Origin of the sequence: Sedimentibacter sp. (assembly GCF_033447055.1) — a bacterium.
Classification (GTDB): domain Bacteria; phylum Bacillota; class Clostridia; order Tissierellales; family Sedimentibacteraceae; genus Sedimentibacter.
In genome coordinates this window covers 1-18,253 of sequence record NZ_JAWQJF010000165.1, presented here as the reverse complement: position 1 = coordinate 18,253, position 18,253 = coordinate 1, and the positions used below count along the sequence as shown (strand labels likewise).

Sequence of the window (18,253 nt, the reverse complement as noted above, 5' to 3'; positions counted from 1 at the left end):
TCAAGACTTTCATTTGCAGAAAGTGAGTACATGGAAGAATTCCTGAATATTACACCGGGCTCAGTAAGCATACTTGGACTCATGAATGACAAGGGACACAAAATTCATTTATTAATAGACAAGGAAGTGGCAGAATCAGAGTACCTGGGATGCCATCCATGCATCAATACTTCCAGTCTCAAAATCAAAACTTCAAATATATTAAACAAATTCCTTCCATACACAGGACATGAAGCTGCTATAGTAGAATTATAAAAAATGCAAATGTTTTTCTAGGAAATTATGTCAAAACGTGGTATAATTTAAGTTGTTGAATTAAAATAAAATATTGTCATCCTGAGCGATAAAAAAGGATCTCATTATTCTAAACAACAATCCGTTTTATAGTACAACAAATAATATACAATTGAATCAAATCAGGTATTTAAATAAGTAAATATTAACAAAAGCTACAGAAACATATTATTTTGATAGGGGTACAGGGGGATGTCACTAAATAATGGTTTCTATGAGTCTGTGATTAATAAACTTGTAGATGAAGAAATACAAAAAATAAAATCCAAAAATGATAAATATATTGACACTAAAGAAATTGACAAAGAAGAAACGAGTTCAGTTATTTCTAAATATATGGCATCAGTAATCAACAAGTCATTAAGTAGAATTTCCGGAGAAGACAAGCAAAATAAACAGGTAGAAGTCTGCAATAAAATAATTAATCTATTAATAGAAGAATTAAAGATTGAAGATTTCGATGAATTTCTTATTAATGAAAATGCAGAACTGTTGCTTGCTGTAATAAACAACATTGATGCTGCATTAATTGACAGCTATAAAAATAAGAAAATCAGACCTATAACATCCATTGCAACTAATTCTCTGTTTACAGGAGCTCAGAACGAACCATCACTAGGAAGCGAATTAGTTAAAGAAATAAAGACTGCAGACAGAATAGACATGCTGGTTTCATTTATAAAATGGAGCGGATTAGTTCAAATCTACGAAGCATTAAAAGATTTTACCAAAGATAAAAACCTACGAATTATAACTACATCCTACATGGGTGCTACAGATTATAAAGCTATATTAGAATTGTCCCATTTACCAAATACAGAAATCAAAATATCCTACGATACAAAAAGAACCCGACTGCATTCAAAATCCTACATGTTTTACAGAAACACAGGATTTTCAACAGCTTATATAGGCTCATCTAATTTATCAAATTCAGCCATTACCACCGGTTTAGAGTGGAACCTAAAAATCTCTGAATATACTTCAAAAGATATGATCAAAAAATTCAATGCAATATTTGAATCCTATTGGAATGACAATGAATTCTATACATTTAACAAAGATGCTGAAAACGACAGGGATAAACTGCAGGTTGCTTTTTCGATGGAATTTATAAATTGATTATTAGTTTTAACAATTAAGAATTATTATATTTCATTATATTAAAAAGGGGATTAATAAATGGGAAGTAAGTTTAAATGGGATATGTTTGTGACTTCATTTATACCGCTTTGGTTTTCAATTATTGTAATAAACATATGGAATATAATTGAGAATTGCAGTAATGACTGGAAAAGAGAAATTTCGTTATGGGATAATATTTGTATTCTTAGTAAAGCAAATTATTTTTTCTTAGTATCTATTTTTATTATATTTTTGCTGGTATTTTTCAGCATGATTAGTATTTCAATTTTCTTAAAAGATAAAAAAAGGTCAGAAAACAAGCCTACTGGAACTATTATTAAAGCTCGTAGAGCTAACAAACTTTCATCAGAATTTTTATTGGCATATATATTACCTATGATTGCTTTTGACTTTAGTGATTTACAAGATATAGCGTTATTTTTGATTTACTTTTCAGTTTTAGCAACATTATGTATTCGAAATAACAATGTGTACACTAATATATACTTGGAATTTAAAGGTTATAGAATGTATACTTGTGATATAGAATGTTCGGTCCTTGACAAAAACCATATATATTTTGATAGTTTGATTATAAGTTTATACGATTTAACTACAATGATTGATAAAGAAATTCAATATTGGGATTTTGAAAATTATATATATATCAACTTAAATGAAAAGGAAGAGTGATTATAATGAGCAAATTATTTTTACAAAAGGAATTTGAAAAAATACAGAAAAGTAAATACACATGGTCGTTATATTTTTTTAAAATTGATCGAAGGAATAAAAAAAATCCTTTTACTGTTTATAAAGTCAGATTTAAAAATGATAAGTATTTACCCGATTATGCAACTAGTTTAATTTCAACAACATATAAATATCAGATAAACTTAATTAGCGAAGTTCAGAATTATGATGGAGAAAACACAAAAGTGTCGTGTGATAAAATCTCTATTAAAAATGAACTAATTTCGTCTCAATGGGAAGCTTTTTATAATGCAGTAACAGTTTCCTCGGATGAAGGTATTAATGGCAAAATTAATGGATATATTTTAGTGGGACAACCAGCTCGTAAAGATGACGATAAGTTGTTACCAATTACATTTGTAAAAATTGCAAATCCAATAATACAGCTTGCAAATAAAAAAACTGTTGTATATAAAAACACTGTTGACAATGAATTAGACTTGCTTAGCGATGATATCTGTAGATTATATTTAACTATTGATTTTCTTGTAATTAATCAAAATATGTATACCTTTAATCATTCATTTGAAGGTTTATATAATATTGAAAAAACGTTAAAAAAAATTAAAACGATTGCAGTAGATAAAATTATTGAAACAAACTCAATTGCAAATGTTGAAGAATTTAAACAATACTCTTCACAATATCCTTCACAAAGAACTTTTATAACAATTAAAGATGATCGTGTTTCACGAATTTTGAAAATCGAAAATCGAGAAGTCATATCCAAGATGCTTAATATTGACCTAGACACCAAAGGCCAATTTGTTCTCAAAAATTACGATGATGCATCTCGACTAATTAAGTATCTTTGTTATAAAATATTTCAGGATGCTGAAACAAATGATATTTTAGAAGCAACTACAATATCAAAAATAAGTATTGCAGTCTAAATAATAATTATTCTAGTCGATTTTTGCATAATATGCTCGATGAGTAGGAGGAACAGTGAACCTCTATAACAATTTAATACTTGTCAAAGACGAAGACAAGACACAAGATATAACCAGTTGTAAATATGTAAATGGAAAATACGAAGTCGTTTTTAGTACTTCACCAAAAATATTTTCATATGCATATTTGAGTGTAAGATGGATTAGAAATCCACAAAATATTGATACGAGTTCAGTAAAAATTTATCATGACGGAAGAGATTTGTTTGATATCAAGCAAATACTGCAGTTTGAAGATTGTTATCGTATCTTTTTTGGCAATGGCAAAGTTAGCACCTATAAAATGAAAGATCTTGTTATTGAAAAAAATAGTTTAATTGATAAGAGTACAAGCAATTGCTTTGAATATTTTAGATGTATTGCAGATAAAGTCAGTATAAGAACTGATGAAGGCAAAAAAATATTATCAGATCAATTTGATAAAATAAGTTTTATCAGTCCTAATACTGTACTAGCAACATATTTAAATCCTGATGATAAATTTCTGAAAGGAACTCCATCATCAGATATTTATTTTCCCTTTGGATGTAATTTAAGCCAAATGCAAGCTGTATCTAATGCTCTTTCTAATAAAATAAGCGTAATTGAAGGTCCTCCTGGAACAGGGAAGACACAAACTATTCTTAATATTATTGCAAATGCAATAATAAACAACAAGACAGTTGCTGTTGTTTCAAATAATAACTCTGCAACTGATAATGTCTTTGAAAAACTGCAAAATAGTGGTTTTGATTTTATTGCAGCTCCATTAGGGAAGTCCGGCAACAAGAAAGAATGTATAAATAGCAAACAATCAAATTATCCTAATTTTAATGAATACAAATATGAAACAGACAAACTTGATAATTTAAAAGAAGAAATTGTAAATCTGAAAAAAGAATTAAAAGAAATACTAAATTATAAAAACAGAATAGCAGGTTTAAAGGGAAAATTATCTCAGTATAAGGTTGAAAAGCAATACTTTGAAGAATATTACAAGGAAACATGTATCGAAAAATTAAAAGTACGCAATATTACAAAGCTTAAATCAACCAAGGTTCTTGATTTGTGGAATGAATGCCAGGTATTCAGTGAACAAAACAAGAGCATAAGTTTATGGTTCAAGCTGAAAAGCATATTTTACTATGGAATATTTGATATGGCTTTACTAAAAAAACCTATAAGTGATGTAATTCCAGCATTTCAAAGTTTGTATTACAAACTTAAAGTGGACGAACTTGAAAAGGAAGTTCAAAACATTGAAGAAAAATTGAAAGTATATAATTTCAAAGAAAAATTATCAGAAATGACAAATAAATCTCGTGTTGTTTTTAAGTATAATCTGTATGAAAAATATAAAGACAAAAAAGAAAGACAAAAATTTACGGAAGATAATTTATGGAAAGATTCAGATAAGTTTATTGAGGAATATCCTGTTATTCTCAGCACAACATATTCTCTGAAAAACTGCTTGAACAAGGAATTCTTATATGATTATGTTATTGTGGATGAATCTTCACAAGTTGACTTGATTACAGGAGTTTTGGCACTATCCTGTGCTAAAAATATTGTTGTAGTAGGAGATCTAATGCAGCTTCCAAATGTAATTCAGGATAATGTGAAACTAATGATACGACCAATTTGTGAAAATTATAAAGTTAAGGATGGATATAAGTATGAAAGCAACAGCTTGCTGTCTTCAATTTGTGCAATTATCCCTAATGTGCCAAGGACCTTATTGAGAGAGCATTACCGCTGCCATCCTAAAATAATAGAGTTTTGCAACAGAAAGTTTTATGAAAACCAACTTATTGTTATGACCGAAGATCACAATGAGAATGATGTTATCAAGGTCTATAAGACTGTTGCCGGCAACCATGACAGAGGACATTTTAACCAGCGTCAAATAGATGTAATCAAGGAAGAAATAATCCCTGAACTAAAAAATGGTGAGCAAGTTGCGGATATTGGTATTATCTCACCTTATCGAAAACAAACAACTGCTATTAATATTGAATTACTAAATGAATTAGATGTATCTACAGTTCATAAATTTCAAGGTAGAGAGAAAAATGATATTATTATATCATCTGTTGATAATGAAATTACTGAGTTTACGGACAATCCCAACATGTTGAATGTTGCCGTTTCAAGAGCTAAGAATAGGCTTAGACTTGTCGTTTCCGACAATGAAAGTAATGTTAATACTAACATAGGAGATTTAGTTAAGTATATTCAATATAATAATTTTGAAATCGTTGATAGCGAAATTTATTCTGTTTTTGATTTGCTTTATTCTGATTATACTGAGCAGAGATATAAATATTTGAAAAAGCATAAAAAAATCTCGGAATTTGATTCGGAAAATTTGATGTATAGTTTGATTAATGAAGTCCTAAATAAAGATGTTTTCAAGAAACTTGATGTAATAATTCATCAACCATTGAACATGCTTATTCACGATCTTAAAAAACTATCAGACGAAGAATGCAAATATGCAATGAACAGTGCTACTCATCTAGATTTTTTAATATTTAATGAATTGGATAAATTTCCGGTCTTGGCAGTTGAAGTAGATGGTTATAGATTCCATCAGGATGGAACCATACAATCTAATAGAGATAAAATTAAGAATGAGATCCTCAATAAATATAATATACCACTATTGCGTTTTAAAACTAATGGTAGTCAAGAAAAAGAGATTCTTGAAAGCAAACTTTTACTTTTGCTAGGTATATAAAAAATTTTGAAATTAAATATATAAAATAGACTAGCAAAAATGATAAAATATAATATATGGTTTTCTATCAGAAACAGTAAAGATGTACAGGCACAAAATTATTATTTAGATGAAGAGGTAAGAAAATGAAACATTTAGAAGTTTCTGCAGCAATATTGATATATAAGGATTACTTATTATGTACCCAACGTGGTGAAGGAAAGTACAAATATGTATCTTTTAAGTATGAGTTTCCAGGTGGTAAAATTGAGCCTGGAGAAAGTCCTAAAGAAGCTCTTAGGAGAGAGCTGTTTGAGGAAATGGATGTTGATATTAGAACAGAAGATATGCAATTTTTTTATACAGTTAATCACAAATACCCTGATTTTGAAGTTACTATGCACAGCTTTATCTGTCCAATGAAATCAGATGCATTCAATTTGAAAGAACATATCGATTATAAATGGATGAATATAGATAATCTTGATAGTTTAGACTGGGCACCTGCAGATATTCCAATTGTTAGAGAATTAAAAAAGAAAGGGTTATAGTATTCATGGGAATTTTAGAGGAATTATCGACAAGTTTAAAAAGTGGATTTATAGATAGTAATCTTGCATCATTTCAGCAATATAACCCAAGACTATTAATAAATGATTTCAAAAGGGGTATGAAGGTACTTTCAAATATAGAAAATGAGCTAAGCAAATGTGAAGAGTTTAATTTTTCTGTTGCGTTTATTACCAATAGTGGTGTTACGTCACTGATAAATATATTAAGTGAATTGGATAAGAAAAATATCAAGGGCAGAATTATTACATCACAATATCAAAATTTTACTGAACCAATTGCATTAAAAAGATTATTACAGTTTAAAAATATTGAACTGCGTATAGTAACTGAGGGTAATTTTCACGCTAAAGGATATATCTTTAAAAAATCGGATTCATATTCTTTTATTATAGGTAGTAGTAATTTAACTCAAAGTGCTTTGAGCCTAAATAAGGAATGGAACGTGAAGTTATCATCACTTGAAAATGGAGCTTTGATTCAAAACATATTGAAGGAGTTTGAATATACATTTGATAATGCAACTGTAGTTGATCAAGAATGGATAAAACAATATTCTGCGATTTATACAGCTGTAAGACAAGTGCAGAAAAAAATTGCACAACAGATTGAAACAAGAGAAGATAATGTACTAAATTTAAAGAAAATATATCCAAACCAGATGCAGAAAAACGCCTTGAAATCCTTAGAAATAATAAGAAACAATGGTGAAAGTAGAGCTTTGATAATATCTGCAACAGGGACTGGGAAAACATATTTGTCTGCTTTTGATGTTGCAAAATTTCAACCAAGGAAATTTTTATTTGTCGTACATAGAGAAAATATAGCTAGGGCTGCAATGCGTAGCTACAAAGCTATTTTAGGATATAACATAAATGCAGGGTTACTTACCGGAATGACTGCAAGTTATGATAAGGATTATACTTTTGCAACTGTGCAGACCATATCTAAAGAAGATAAAATGGAGCGTTTTTCGCAAGATTATTTTGATTATATTGTTATTGATGAAGTACATAGGGCTGGTGCTAGTTCATATCAAAGATTACTTGAATATTTTAAACCTAAATTTTTACTTGGTATGTCAGCTACCCCTGAAAGAACAGATGGATATGACATATTTGGTAGATTTGACTATAACATAGCATATGAAATTAGGTTAAACAGCGCAATGGAAGAGAATATGCTATCACCATTCCACTATTTTGGAGTTAGTGAAATTAAAGTTGACGGAGAAATACTTGATGATAATGCTGATTTTAACAAATTGGTTTGTAAGGAACGCGTAGACCGGATTATTGAAGCAGCCTATTTCTATGGATGGGATTCTGGTAGGGTTAAAGGCTTGATTTTTTGCAGCCGTAAGGAAGAAGCTAGAAAACTATCAGAAGAGTTTAATTTTAGAGGATATAGTACCATAGCATTGGTTGGTGAAAGTTCGGAGAACTTGAGAGAGGAATCAATTAATAGACTTGAGCAAGACGAAATTGAGAATAAATTAGATTATATATTTACTGTTGATGTATTTAATGAAGGTGTTGACATTCCAACGGTTAATCAAATTATTATGCTTAGGCCAACTCAATCTGCAATTATATTTGTTCAGCAGCTAGGAAGAGGCTTAAGAAAAATTGGAGGAAAAGAGTTTCTAACTGTAATTGACTTTATAGGAAATTATGCAAATAATTATTTAATTCCGATAGCACTTTATGGTGATCGAAGCTTTAATAAGGATACAGTTAGGAAGATTGTGAATAGCGGTAGTAGTATTATTCCAGGATGTTCTACTGTACATTTTGATGAAATTACTAAGAATAGAATATTTGAGTCCATAGATAATGCAAATTTATCTAAACTTGCAGATTTAAAAAAAGATTATGAATTATTGAAATATGAGCTTGGAAGAATTCCAACAATGATGGATTTTTTTAAGCATGGAAGCCGAGATCCTTACTCATTTATAGAATACAAAAATTCATATTATAACTTTATTGTTAAGGTAGAAGGTGACTTAAAATTATGTTTAAATGATAGTGAGGCTAAACTTCTTGAGTTTTACTCTAAGGAAGTGCTTAATGCTAAGCGTGTTGATGAGGCAGTGCTACTCTTATTATTAATTTCTAAAAATAAGGTATCGTTTGGTGAACTAAATAATATTCTATATGATAATTATAAATATACTATTACTGTCAATACAGCCATAGGTATAATTAATATCTTAAACGGAAGTTTCTTAAAAGAAGCAGATACAAAAAAATATGGAATTAAAGAAAATATTATCATTACAGAAGAAAATGGTGAATACTGGTTTGTGATGTATGTAGAACATTCTAAATTAATAAATGAAGGCTCATTAGGTTTCTATATTAATGATACAATTAACTATTGTATTAATAAATATAAAAGCATATATAATTTTGGCAATTTTAAAAACGGTTTTTTGTTATATGAAAAGTATAGTAGAAAGGAAGTTTGTAGAATTTTAAATTGGGATAAGGATGAATCATCTACAATGTATGGATATAGAATTAAGCATAACACATGTCCTATATTTATTACATATCACAAAGGTGAAAATATTGCTGGAAGTACTAAATATAATGATACATTTATTAATAATACATGTTTTAGTTGGATGACAAGAAATAAAGTTACCTTAGATTCTCCTGAAGTAAAAATAATAAAAGATTATAAAAAACTTGGAATTAGAATATCACTTTTTATTAAAAAAAGCGATGGTGAAGGAACTGATTTCTACTATATGGGGGATGTTTATCCAATAGATACTGCCCAGACTGTAATTACAGATGATAAAGGTAAAGAACTTCCTATTGTAAATATTAAGTTTGGTATGGTTGATGAGGTAGAGGAATCAATATACCATTATTTGGAGAGTTAAGCTTCGAAAATACATTGCTAGGTATACTTCAAAATATTGATTTTTTATTTTTGCACTTTGTGGGGAAATGTTTTTAATAATATGTATTTTATGTATTTTAAATTTGTCAAAACGTTGTATAGATACTTGCTTTTAGTAAAGGGTCTATAAGGAGTGTGATGATTTGCTAATATGAAAACTTATGGTGATTATGTTTTTAAAAAGGAAGTAGATAAGTCATTATTGACAGAAGGATTTAATATACCGCTAGATTATCAAGTCGTTTTTAAGAGAAATTTAGGTAATTTTCTTAAAAGAGGAGAATCTAAAGAAATAACTTTATATATAAATGAAAGGTCTTATAAAGCTCAAATAAAAAATCAAAAGTATGATGATAAGTTGTATAATCGAAAGGACATAGTTCAAGTCCGATATAATAAAACTAGTGATATTGCCAATGAATTTAGAAGGATTTTTAATAAAAGTTTTCAATACATAAATATTCAAAGACAACAGAAAGAACTTATGAAAGACTTTAATCAAAAGATTCATATAAAGCTTCCGGAAGATATTAAGGAATATTTATTAATTTATACTACAGAATATGAAGATACTTATTTTCTTGATTCAATAGTTGCAGATGACATTTCGGCAATTAATCAATATGAATACAACCAGCCAGAGAGAGTCTATGAAGAGAGCTTTAATTATGATGTTACTGATAAATATGCCACTATAGTTTTAGATGAAAGATTAGTAAAAATTAAAAAATATAATAGTTCTATCGGCAAAAATTTAAAAACTTTATACGATTATAGATGCCAAATTTGCGGCAAAAAAATTGGTGAAGATTACGATGCTCAAATAATTGAAGCTCATCATATAAGCCCATTTGTTAAAAGTTTAAACAATGATATGAAAAATATAATGATTGTGTGTCCAAATCACCACAGCATAATTCATGATGTTAATCCGAATTTCAACAAAACAAAAAAAATATTCACTTACAGTAATGGGTTTGTAGAAGGATTAAAATTAAATTTTCATTTATAATAATAATTTATTTAAAATAGGTGGGGATATGTAAATGGCTGGTTTTAATTTAAATGATGGGATATGTGATAACAGACAGTTAAGTGATGACGAGTTATGGTCAATATTTAGTTTTGTTTTTTCAAGTAAATCAAAAAATGATACAAGTTATAAGTTTGGTTTTTTAAAAGCAATACTAGATAATTTATATAATGTAGATAATAATTTGAAGTTATCATTCGATAAATTATTTATGAAGTTTACAGAGATATATTGGAATTTAATATTGAAATATAAGCTAAGACAAAAGGCAGTAACAAAAGATAATAAACGAACTTATTTAGAGCAAATAATAGAGGAAGAATTAATAAATAATAAAATAATTACAGAAATTTCGTTTGAAGCTTTGAATGACAGTATTAAGTTATTTATATGCCATAAAATTAAAATGAAGTGTAAACAAAATGTTGTCGGAGCGTTGTATGGTGATACTCAGGGAGTATTTTATTCATTCTCTAAAAAAGAAGAATATATACAATTAAATCCACAGGTATTTACATTCTTATCAAAACACAAGAAGGTTATAGAAAAATTAAATTATTATGAATGGGCAAAATTCCTTGAAAAAGTAAATGATAATGATACTACTCAATGTTTGTTAAATAAGCTTGATTATGTAACTAAAAGGAATGACTTATCTGTATATAGACAAATTTTGTATGATGAATTTGAAGAAAAGCATTGCTTTTATTGTGGAAAAGAATTGAGTAAAACTAATATTAAGGTTGACCATTTTATACCATGGTCTTTTATAAAAGATGATAATTTGTGGAATTTTGTATTAACTTGTTCGGAATGCAATAATAAAAAACGGGATAAATTACCGGATGAAAAATATTTAGATGGCTTGGTAGAGAGAAATAGGCTCTTAATTGAAAATAATACTAATTTAGTTAAGAATGAACTCAGCACTTACAAAGAAAATAAATTAAGAAATATATATTCGTGGGCATTATTTAATGGATATAATAATATATTTTTACCTAATATTAAAGCTGGGGTAGGAGTAAAATTATAATAAAAAATATAAGATGAAACATCGGGAAAATTCTATAATGAAAACAGGTGATAAATTGAATTGTATATTTTGTAATATCGAAAAAGATAGAATAATAACAGAAAATGAAACAGCATATGCCGTATATGACGGATTTCCTGTTAACAAAGGGCACATGCTCATTATTCCAAAGAAACATATTAAGGATTACTTTGAGACTAATGAACAAGATAAGGATGGATTGTGGAAATTAGTTGATGAATGTAAAAAAATTGTGGATAAAAAATTTAATCCGGACGGTTATAACATTGGAATCAATTGCGGCGAAGCAGCAGGACAAACAGTGATGCATTTGCATATACATCTTATCCCTAGATACAAAGGAGATATTGAAAATCCAAAAGGCGGTGTAAGAGGGGTTATACCTAATAAGAGAATTTACTAAAACATTGGTTGATTAATACAGAAAGGTGAAATGATTTGAAAAAATTTGAATTTGATATAACAGAAACTCTTCAAAGAAAAATTGTAATAATGGCTGAAGATGAAAATGAAGCTTATACTAAAATTAGCCATATGTATAAATTAGGCGAAATAGTTTTAGATGCAGATGATTTTATTGACAGTGAAATTAATTTTTCGAAATAATAAGGTTTTTGTGAAGGGATAAGTTTATGATAAATATATTAAATGGTGCAATTTATGATGAGATTATGAATTTAGTTGAAAAATCAGACAAGCAGATAAAGTTATGTGCTCCATTTATAAAGTCTAGTGTTGTAAATGACATTTATACTTATAAAAAAGATAATGTAGATATCACAATAATTACTAATATTAGATTAATGAGTTTTTACAGAAAAGTATTAGATACAAGCGCATTATCTAAAATAATAGACTCTGGTGGTATGGTTTATAATTATCCTTTACTTCATGCAAAAATCTATTTGTTTGATAATAAAAAATTAATAATTACATCTGCAAATCTAACAGAATCAGGGCTGAAGAGAAATAAAGAATATGGGATACTTACTGATGACTATGATTTAGTTAAAACAGCAAATAATGATTTTAATCAAATGTGCAAAGATGAGGTAACAGGAAGAGTTAAAAATAAACATTTGATTGATATTCAGAATATAATTGATTCCTGTCCTAAGGAAATGAAGATAGAATTACCTAAGTATGAACTTGAAAATGACGAAATATATTCTTATGAAATTATCCAAGGGGCAACAAAGCTATCACAATGGAAAAGGAATATCTACAATATTATTATTAAGTTTCCAGATGACCATTTTGTAATAAATGATTTTGAAGACTATATACAGATACTTAAAGGGTTACATCCACAAAATAATTTTATAAGAGCAAAAATAAGACAAGTCCTTCAGCAATTAAGAGATTTAGGCTTAATTAAATTTGAGGGAAATGGTAAATACATGAGATTGTTTAGGTGAAGATTGTACAAGCAATACTTAATTGATGTTTTAATGAAAATATGCATCTAAAGGTAACGGTGCAACTTTCTGTATTTATGATGAGCAATAGACCGATGAACAAGGTTATATGCTGTATGAAAAAAGATGATGGGTATAAAACTTAATAAGATAAGTTATAAAAATAATATTTAAAGGATGTTATATGGCTCTTATAAATTGTCCTGAATGCAATAAACAAATCTCTGATAAAGCAGAAGCCTGCCCTCACTGCGGATTGCCGGCTTCATATTTTAATGCTTCGAATTTTCAGGATAACAATTCAAATGTTCAAGATAATAGTTATTTAGCAGAGTTGGATTATAAAAACTTAAATAATGTTTTGATTTCTTATGACAATGACTATAGCAGCATTTTTTCCAGCAGTCACTATATTACATCTCACGAGCTTAACCACTTCAATGAAATATATTCGTCTTATTATAAGGCATTAAGCAATCCATTGATTATGCAGTATCTTACAAATAATGCAGCAAGTTTAAGAATAGATGTTACTTTGGCTAAGAGATTTATTATAAGTTTCGCTAAGCTTGCTTACGACATAGAACTTCATAACAAACAGTATGTAGATAAGAAATTGATTGAATATAAATATTATTTTGATAATATATTAAAAAATATAGACCCTAACATAATGCTTGATGAAGAACAAAGGCGTGCTGTTATAATTGATGATAACCATTGCCTGTTGGTAGCGGGAGCCGGTGCCGGAAAAACTACGACTATGGCTGCTAAGGTAAAATATCTGGTTGAAAAACAAGGCGTTAATCCTGAAGAGATAATTGTAATTTCTTATACAAATAAAGCAATTGATGAGTTGAAAGAAAGAATTAACAAAGGATTGAAAATTAAAGCTAAAATCTGTACATTTCACTCTTTTGCTTTTGAAATAGTTAAGCAATTTACCAGTGAGCCTCCGGAAGTGAATTTTTCATCATTTAAAATAGTTTTTGAAATGCTGGAAAAAGCAATATTTAACGATAAACATCTGATGCGTAACTTAGTTCTGTTCATGGGTTACTACTTTGATTTAACTGAAGATGTATTTAAATTTGATAATTTAGAACAATATCATTTAATGAAATCAGCACAAGATTATGAAACATTGAAAAGCGGTCTTGGAGAATACATAAAACGAATAGAAAATCAAAGAGCAAAGCAAGTAAAAACTATTACCGGAGAATATCTGCGCTCTGTGCAAGAAGTGCAGATTGCTAATTTTTTATATTTAAATAATATTGACTATGAGTATGAAAAAGTATATCCATACGAAATAGTTGGTTCCAAGAAAAAGTATACTCCTGATTTTTATATTTGGCAGGGAGAAAATTCTGCCTATTTGGAACACTACGGTATTACCGAAAGTTATTACAGCAATATTTTTACTCCTGCACAACTAAAGAAGTATAAAAAAAGTATTTATGATAAGCGGAATATTCACAGAGATTTTAAAACTAATTTAATAGAAACATGGTCTATATATAATGACGGAAATTCATTGCTAGATCACCTTAAGGAAGTTCTTGAATCTAATGGTTTTGTGTTAAAACCTAGAAATTTAGATGAAGTGTACAAAAAGATTGTTGAGACGGGTAAGGACAAGTATATTGTGCGACTTGTTTTGTTCATGATTAAGTTTATAGAACATTATAAAACCAATGGTTATAGTGACGGAGGGTTTGATATACTTAGAAAGAAAACAGACAATTCAAGAAGCCAGTTGTTCTTGGATATTGCTGAATCTGTATATAATTACTATCAAGAAAAACTTAAAGAAAAGAACCAAATAGATTTTGCTGATATGATTAATGATTCTAATTATTACTTATCTCAAATTGAAAAGGTGGGGTTGGAACTTCCATATAAGTACATAATTATTGATGAGTTTCAAGATGTGGCAAGGCAGCGTTTTAATCTTACAAAACGTTTATCAGAAATAACTAAAGCTAAGGTTGTGGCTGTCGGTGATGACTGGCAATCTATATACGCCTTTGCAGGGTCTGATATAAGCTTGTTTACCAGATTTTTAGATTTAATGGGTTCTGGAACAGAACTTAAAATTACCCATACATACAGAAATTCACAGGAATTAATTGATATTGCAGGAGGTTTTGTACAAAAAAATTCTCAGCAAATAAGGAAAAAACTTATTTCTCCAAAACATTTGCCAAACCCCATTGAACTTGTTGCATTTGATGATAGCAACAAGCCGATGGTTGCACTTGCAAATGTAATTGTTGATACAATCGGTAAAATAATAGATGAATATGGCGAAAAATCATCTATAGTGCTAATTGGAAGATACAATTTTGATATGTATAAACTGTATTATACTAAAATTTTTCAAGAACTTCCCAATGGCAAGGTAAGGTGCGTTAAATATCCTAAAGCCAATATTACATTTATGACTGCACATGGTTCCAAAGGATTGGGATATGACAATGTAATAATCATTAATATGTTTGAAACTAAATTTGGCTTCCCGTGTCAAGTAGAGGATGATCCAATCATCAAGTTGGTTATTCACGAAGATAAGAGCATGCCATTTGCTGAGGAAAGAAGATTGTTTTATGTTGCTTTGACTCGAACAAAGAATAAAGTATTCATTGCTACTCCAATTCATGGACCATCCAGATTTTTAATTGAGTTAATAAGGGATTTTAATATTCTTCATCCTAGTGACTTAAATAAAAACAGAGTTGATTTGTTTAAACTGAGGTGTCCTGTTTGCGGATTCCCATTAAAGTATGAATTCAATAAGAATTACGGATTAGGTCTATACATATGTACTAATGAATCAGAAATATGTGATTTCATGACAAACAGTAAATTTGAAATGAAAGATATAATTAAATGTGACAAATGTGAGGATGGATATCTGATAGTTAAGAAGAGGCTTAAGGATTCAAAGTATTTTTACGGATGCACTAACTATGGAGTTAAAGACCGAATGTGTAAAAATTCCAGAAGCATAAATAATTAATGTGTAATTAGAAGGACGTGACGGCGGGTGACGGCGGGGACGTGTTCTAAATGTCTCATTAATAAAAATATAATAGATTCAGGATTTTCAGGAGTCATTTCAATGTAATAGTAGGACACTTGTGGTGCATCCCCAATTGTCCGTCCAGCCGGGCAAAAAGTAATGCATTTACATATACATCTTATACCAAGATACAAGGGTGATATTGAAAATCCAAGAGGTGGAGTAAGGGAGTAATCCCAAACAAAAGGATTTATTAAAAGAACTGAAAGAATTGCAGGTGTTAATGTTATGGACAATCGTTTTATTCAAGGATTAAAAATAAACTGGGAGCGACTTGGAGGAGAGTCTTACATTAAGGATATACCAGCTTTAAAGAATTTGTCAGAACTTATGATACAAAGCAATATAACTTTTTTTGTTGGAGAAAATGGTACAGGAAAATCAACATTATTGGAGGCAATTGCTGTAGCATATGGATTTAATCATGAGGGTGGAACTAAAAACTTTAACTTTTCTACACAGGATACTCATTCATCCTTGAGTAATGCTATTGTATTAGTAAGAGGTTCTATACGTCCAAAAGATGGATATTTTTTAAGGGCAGAGAGCTTTTATAATGTGGCAAGCCAGATAGACAACTATGAAAGAGATGATCCAGGATATCTATCTTACTTTGGTGGGAAATCTTTACATAAACAATCTCATGGGGAAAGTTTCTTGGCACTGATTCAAAATAGATTTCACAAGGAAGGGCTATATTTACTGGATGAGCCTGAAGCAGCCTTGTCCCCACAAAGGCAATTAACTTTGTTAATTACGATTTGTCAATTGGCGAAGGGAGGCGCACAGTTTATTATTGCAACCCATTCTCCCATATTACTTGGAGTTCCGGACGCAGATATTTTGTCCTTTGACGGCGGCACTATTAAACATATTAGCTATGAAGATACAGAAAGTTATCAGATCACTGAGCTGTTTATTAATAACAAAGAGTATTTACTTAATAAATTGCTGAACGAAATTTAAATACAACAATAGGTACAGTTCTTTCATCATATATTCCGACCACAAAATTCCAATCATTATGAGAAAATATAATTAAATAATAAGGCTTTATATTGAGGATATGTTTGGAATATAAAATGAAACATGCCATAATTTTAATTTATAAAAATTATGGCATAAAAGGGAGTGTTTCATATTTCGTGTAAATGGATTTTTGGATTAAATAATTTTTAAATGTAAATACTAATGGTACAGCATAAATATGGGCAACGCAGAGGTGCGACCTAAACGCTTGCTGTCTTTATACGGTGATTGGGTAGTCAAATTTGATTGCCCGATTTCTTTTATCACCGGTAAAGCCCAGCGTCATAAACCTCGGGGTGCGGGGCAGAGCCCCGTTATACCGCTTTACTGAACCTATCTTCAAAAAATATCATAAGCTGCCCTATTATCGTTCCCCAATTTCGTACCGGCATACTCCATTTTTTTGTAATTTCCTGAATGGAAAGATACACAGATTTTCTTACGGCCTCATCTGTAGGGTAGGTAGTCTTTGTTTTTGTGTATTTTCTAAGCATCCTATGGAAACCTTCGACTGCGTTTGTAGTGTATATTAATGTTCTAACTTCTTGTGGATACTTGAAATAGGTGGATAATTCCAACCAATTACTTCTCCAAGATTTTGCAATTTGTGGATACTTCGAATCCCATTTTTCAGCGAATTCTTCCAAGCGATATTCAGCATCGTCAAGGGTTGGTGCACCGTAAATAAGCTTTAAATCAGCCATAACAGGCTTTAAGTCTTTGTATGATACATACTTGGTTGAATTTCTTATTTGATGGATTATGCAAAGCTGCTGTTCAGTTTTTGGAAATGTTGCTTCTATTGCCGAGGAGAAACCGGAAAGATTATCTCTGCAAGCTATTAAAATATCAGTAACGCCACGATTCTTCAAATCATTGCAAACACTGGCCCAAAAGCTTGCACTTTCATTTTCGCTTATCCAAATACCCAAAATTTCTTTCTTTCCTTCCATATTAATAGCTAAAACTGAATAGACACATTTATTGATAATATGGCTATCCTTGCGTACTTTAAATACTACCCCATCCAAAAATACGATAGGATAAATGGCATCTAATGGACGTGATTGCCATTCCATTACCGCTGGAAGTATTTTGTCTGTAATACGGCTAATTAAACTTGCGGAGGCTTCTACCCCGTATATATCTCTTAGATGATCTTCTATATCTCTATTGCTCATTCCTTTTGCATACATTGCAATGATACGATTTTCTATATCACCAGTTTTAGTTTGGTATTTACCTATCAGCTTTGGTGAAAATTCGCCGTTTCTGTCTCGTGGTATGCTTATTGACAACTCACCGTATTCACTTTCAAGTGT

15 protein-coding genes and 1 pseudogene are annotated in these 18,253 nt (G+C 29.7%); 15 read left to right on the top strand and 1 reads right to left on the bottom strand.

Annotated elements, in window-relative coordinates; genetic code table 11:
* The 15 genes and pseudogenes from SA378_RS11405 to SA378_RS11335 all read left to right on the top strand — a co-directional run.
* The coding region (locus SA378_RS11405; protein WP_318526104.1) for a YbaK/EbsC family protein at positions 1-255 on the top strand (255 nt) is incomplete at its 5' end.
* Between the two features lie 231 nt (positions 256-486).
* On the top strand, positions 487-1,416 hold the full coding sequence (locus tag SA378_RS11400) for a phospholipase D-like domain-containing protein (protein ID WP_318526103.1): 930 nt from the start codon (positions 487-489) through the stop codon (positions 1,414-1,416).
* 60 nt (positions 1,417-1,476) lie between these two features.
* Positions 1,477-2,112, top strand: a complete 636-nt coding sequence (locus SA378_RS11395; RefSeq protein WP_318526102.1) for a hypothetical protein — start codon at positions 1,477-1,479, stop codon at positions 2,110-2,112.
* Between the two features lie 5 nt (positions 2,113-2,117).
* Entirely contained in the window at positions 2,118-3,065 is a 948-nt protein-coding gene (locus SA378_RS11390) for a Kiwa anti-phage protein KwaB-like domain-containing protein (RefSeq protein ID WP_318526101.1), read from the top strand.
* A 55-nt stretch (positions 3,066-3,120) separates the two neighbouring features.
* Entirely contained in the window at positions 3,121-5,844 is a 2,724-nt protein-coding gene (locus SA378_RS11385) for an AAA domain-containing protein (RefSeq protein WP_318526100.1), read from the top strand.
* 125 nt (positions 5,845-5,969) lie between these two features.
* Positions 5,970-6,374 carry a (deoxy)nucleoside triphosphate pyrophosphohydrolase gene (locus SA378_RS11380; RefSeq protein WP_318526099.1) on the top strand — a complete coding sequence of 135 codons (405 nt, stop codon included), beginning with the start codon at positions 5,970-5,972 and terminating at the stop codon, positions 6,372-6,374.
* A gap of 5 nt (positions 6,375-6,379) precedes the next feature.
* The gene (locus SA378_RS11375) at positions 6,380-9,289 is read left to right on the top strand and encodes a DEAD/DEAH box helicase (protein WP_318526098.1); all 2,910 of its coding nucleotides are present in this window, start codon (positions 6,380-6,382) and stop codon (positions 9,287-9,289) included.
* A gap of 171 nt (positions 9,290-9,460) precedes the next feature.
* Complete coding sequence (locus tag SA378_RS11370) at positions 9,461-10,321, top strand: HNH endonuclease signature motif containing protein (protein ID WP_318526097.1); 861 nt, start codon at positions 9,461-9,463, stop codon at positions 10,319-10,321.
* A gap of 34 nt (positions 10,322-10,355) precedes the next feature.
* Complete coding sequence (locus SA378_RS11365) at positions 10,356-11,378, top strand: HNH endonuclease domain-containing protein (RefSeq protein WP_318526096.1); 1,023 nt, start codon at positions 10,356-10,358, stop codon at positions 11,376-11,378.
* A 37-nt stretch (positions 11,379-11,415) separates the two neighbouring features.
* Positions 11,416-11,802 carry an HIT family protein gene (locus SA378_RS11360; protein WP_318526095.1) on the top strand — a complete coding sequence of 129 codons (387 nt, stop codon included), beginning with the start codon at positions 11,416-11,418 and terminating at the stop codon, positions 11,800-11,802.
* A gap of 35 nt (positions 11,803-11,837) precedes the next feature.
* Positions 11,838-12,005, top strand: a complete 168-nt coding sequence (locus SA378_RS11355; RefSeq protein ID WP_318526094.1) for a DpnD/PcfM family protein — start codon at positions 11,838-11,840, stop codon at positions 12,003-12,005.
* A 26-nt stretch (positions 12,006-12,031) separates the two neighbouring features.
* Positions 12,032-12,817, top strand: coding sequence for a phospholipase D-like domain-containing protein (locus tag SA378_RS11350; protein WP_318526093.1), 786 nt, complete (start codon positions 12,032-12,034; stop codon positions 12,815-12,817).
* A gap of 184 nt (positions 12,818-13,001) precedes the next feature.
* Entirely contained in the window at positions 13,002-15,839 is a 2,838-nt protein-coding gene (locus SA378_RS11345) for a UvrD-helicase domain-containing protein (protein WP_318526092.1), read from the top strand.
* A 147-nt stretch (positions 15,840-15,986) separates the two neighbouring features.
* Positions 15,987-16,076, top strand: a pseudogene (locus SA378_RS11340) (HIT domain-containing protein); the annotation flags it as partial.
* A 54-nt stretch (positions 16,077-16,130) separates the two neighbouring features.
* Complete coding sequence (locus SA378_RS11335; protein WP_318526091.1) at positions 16,131-16,868, top strand: AAA family ATPase; 738 nt, start codon at positions 16,131-16,133, stop codon at positions 16,866-16,868.
* A 377-nt stretch (positions 16,869-17,245) separates the two neighbouring features.
* Here SA378_RS11335 and SA378_RS11330 read toward each other — a convergent pair.
* Positions 17,246-18,253: IS256 family transposase (locus SA378_RS11330; RefSeq protein WP_318526090.1), on the bottom strand; the 1,008-nt coding region annotated here is incomplete at its 5' end.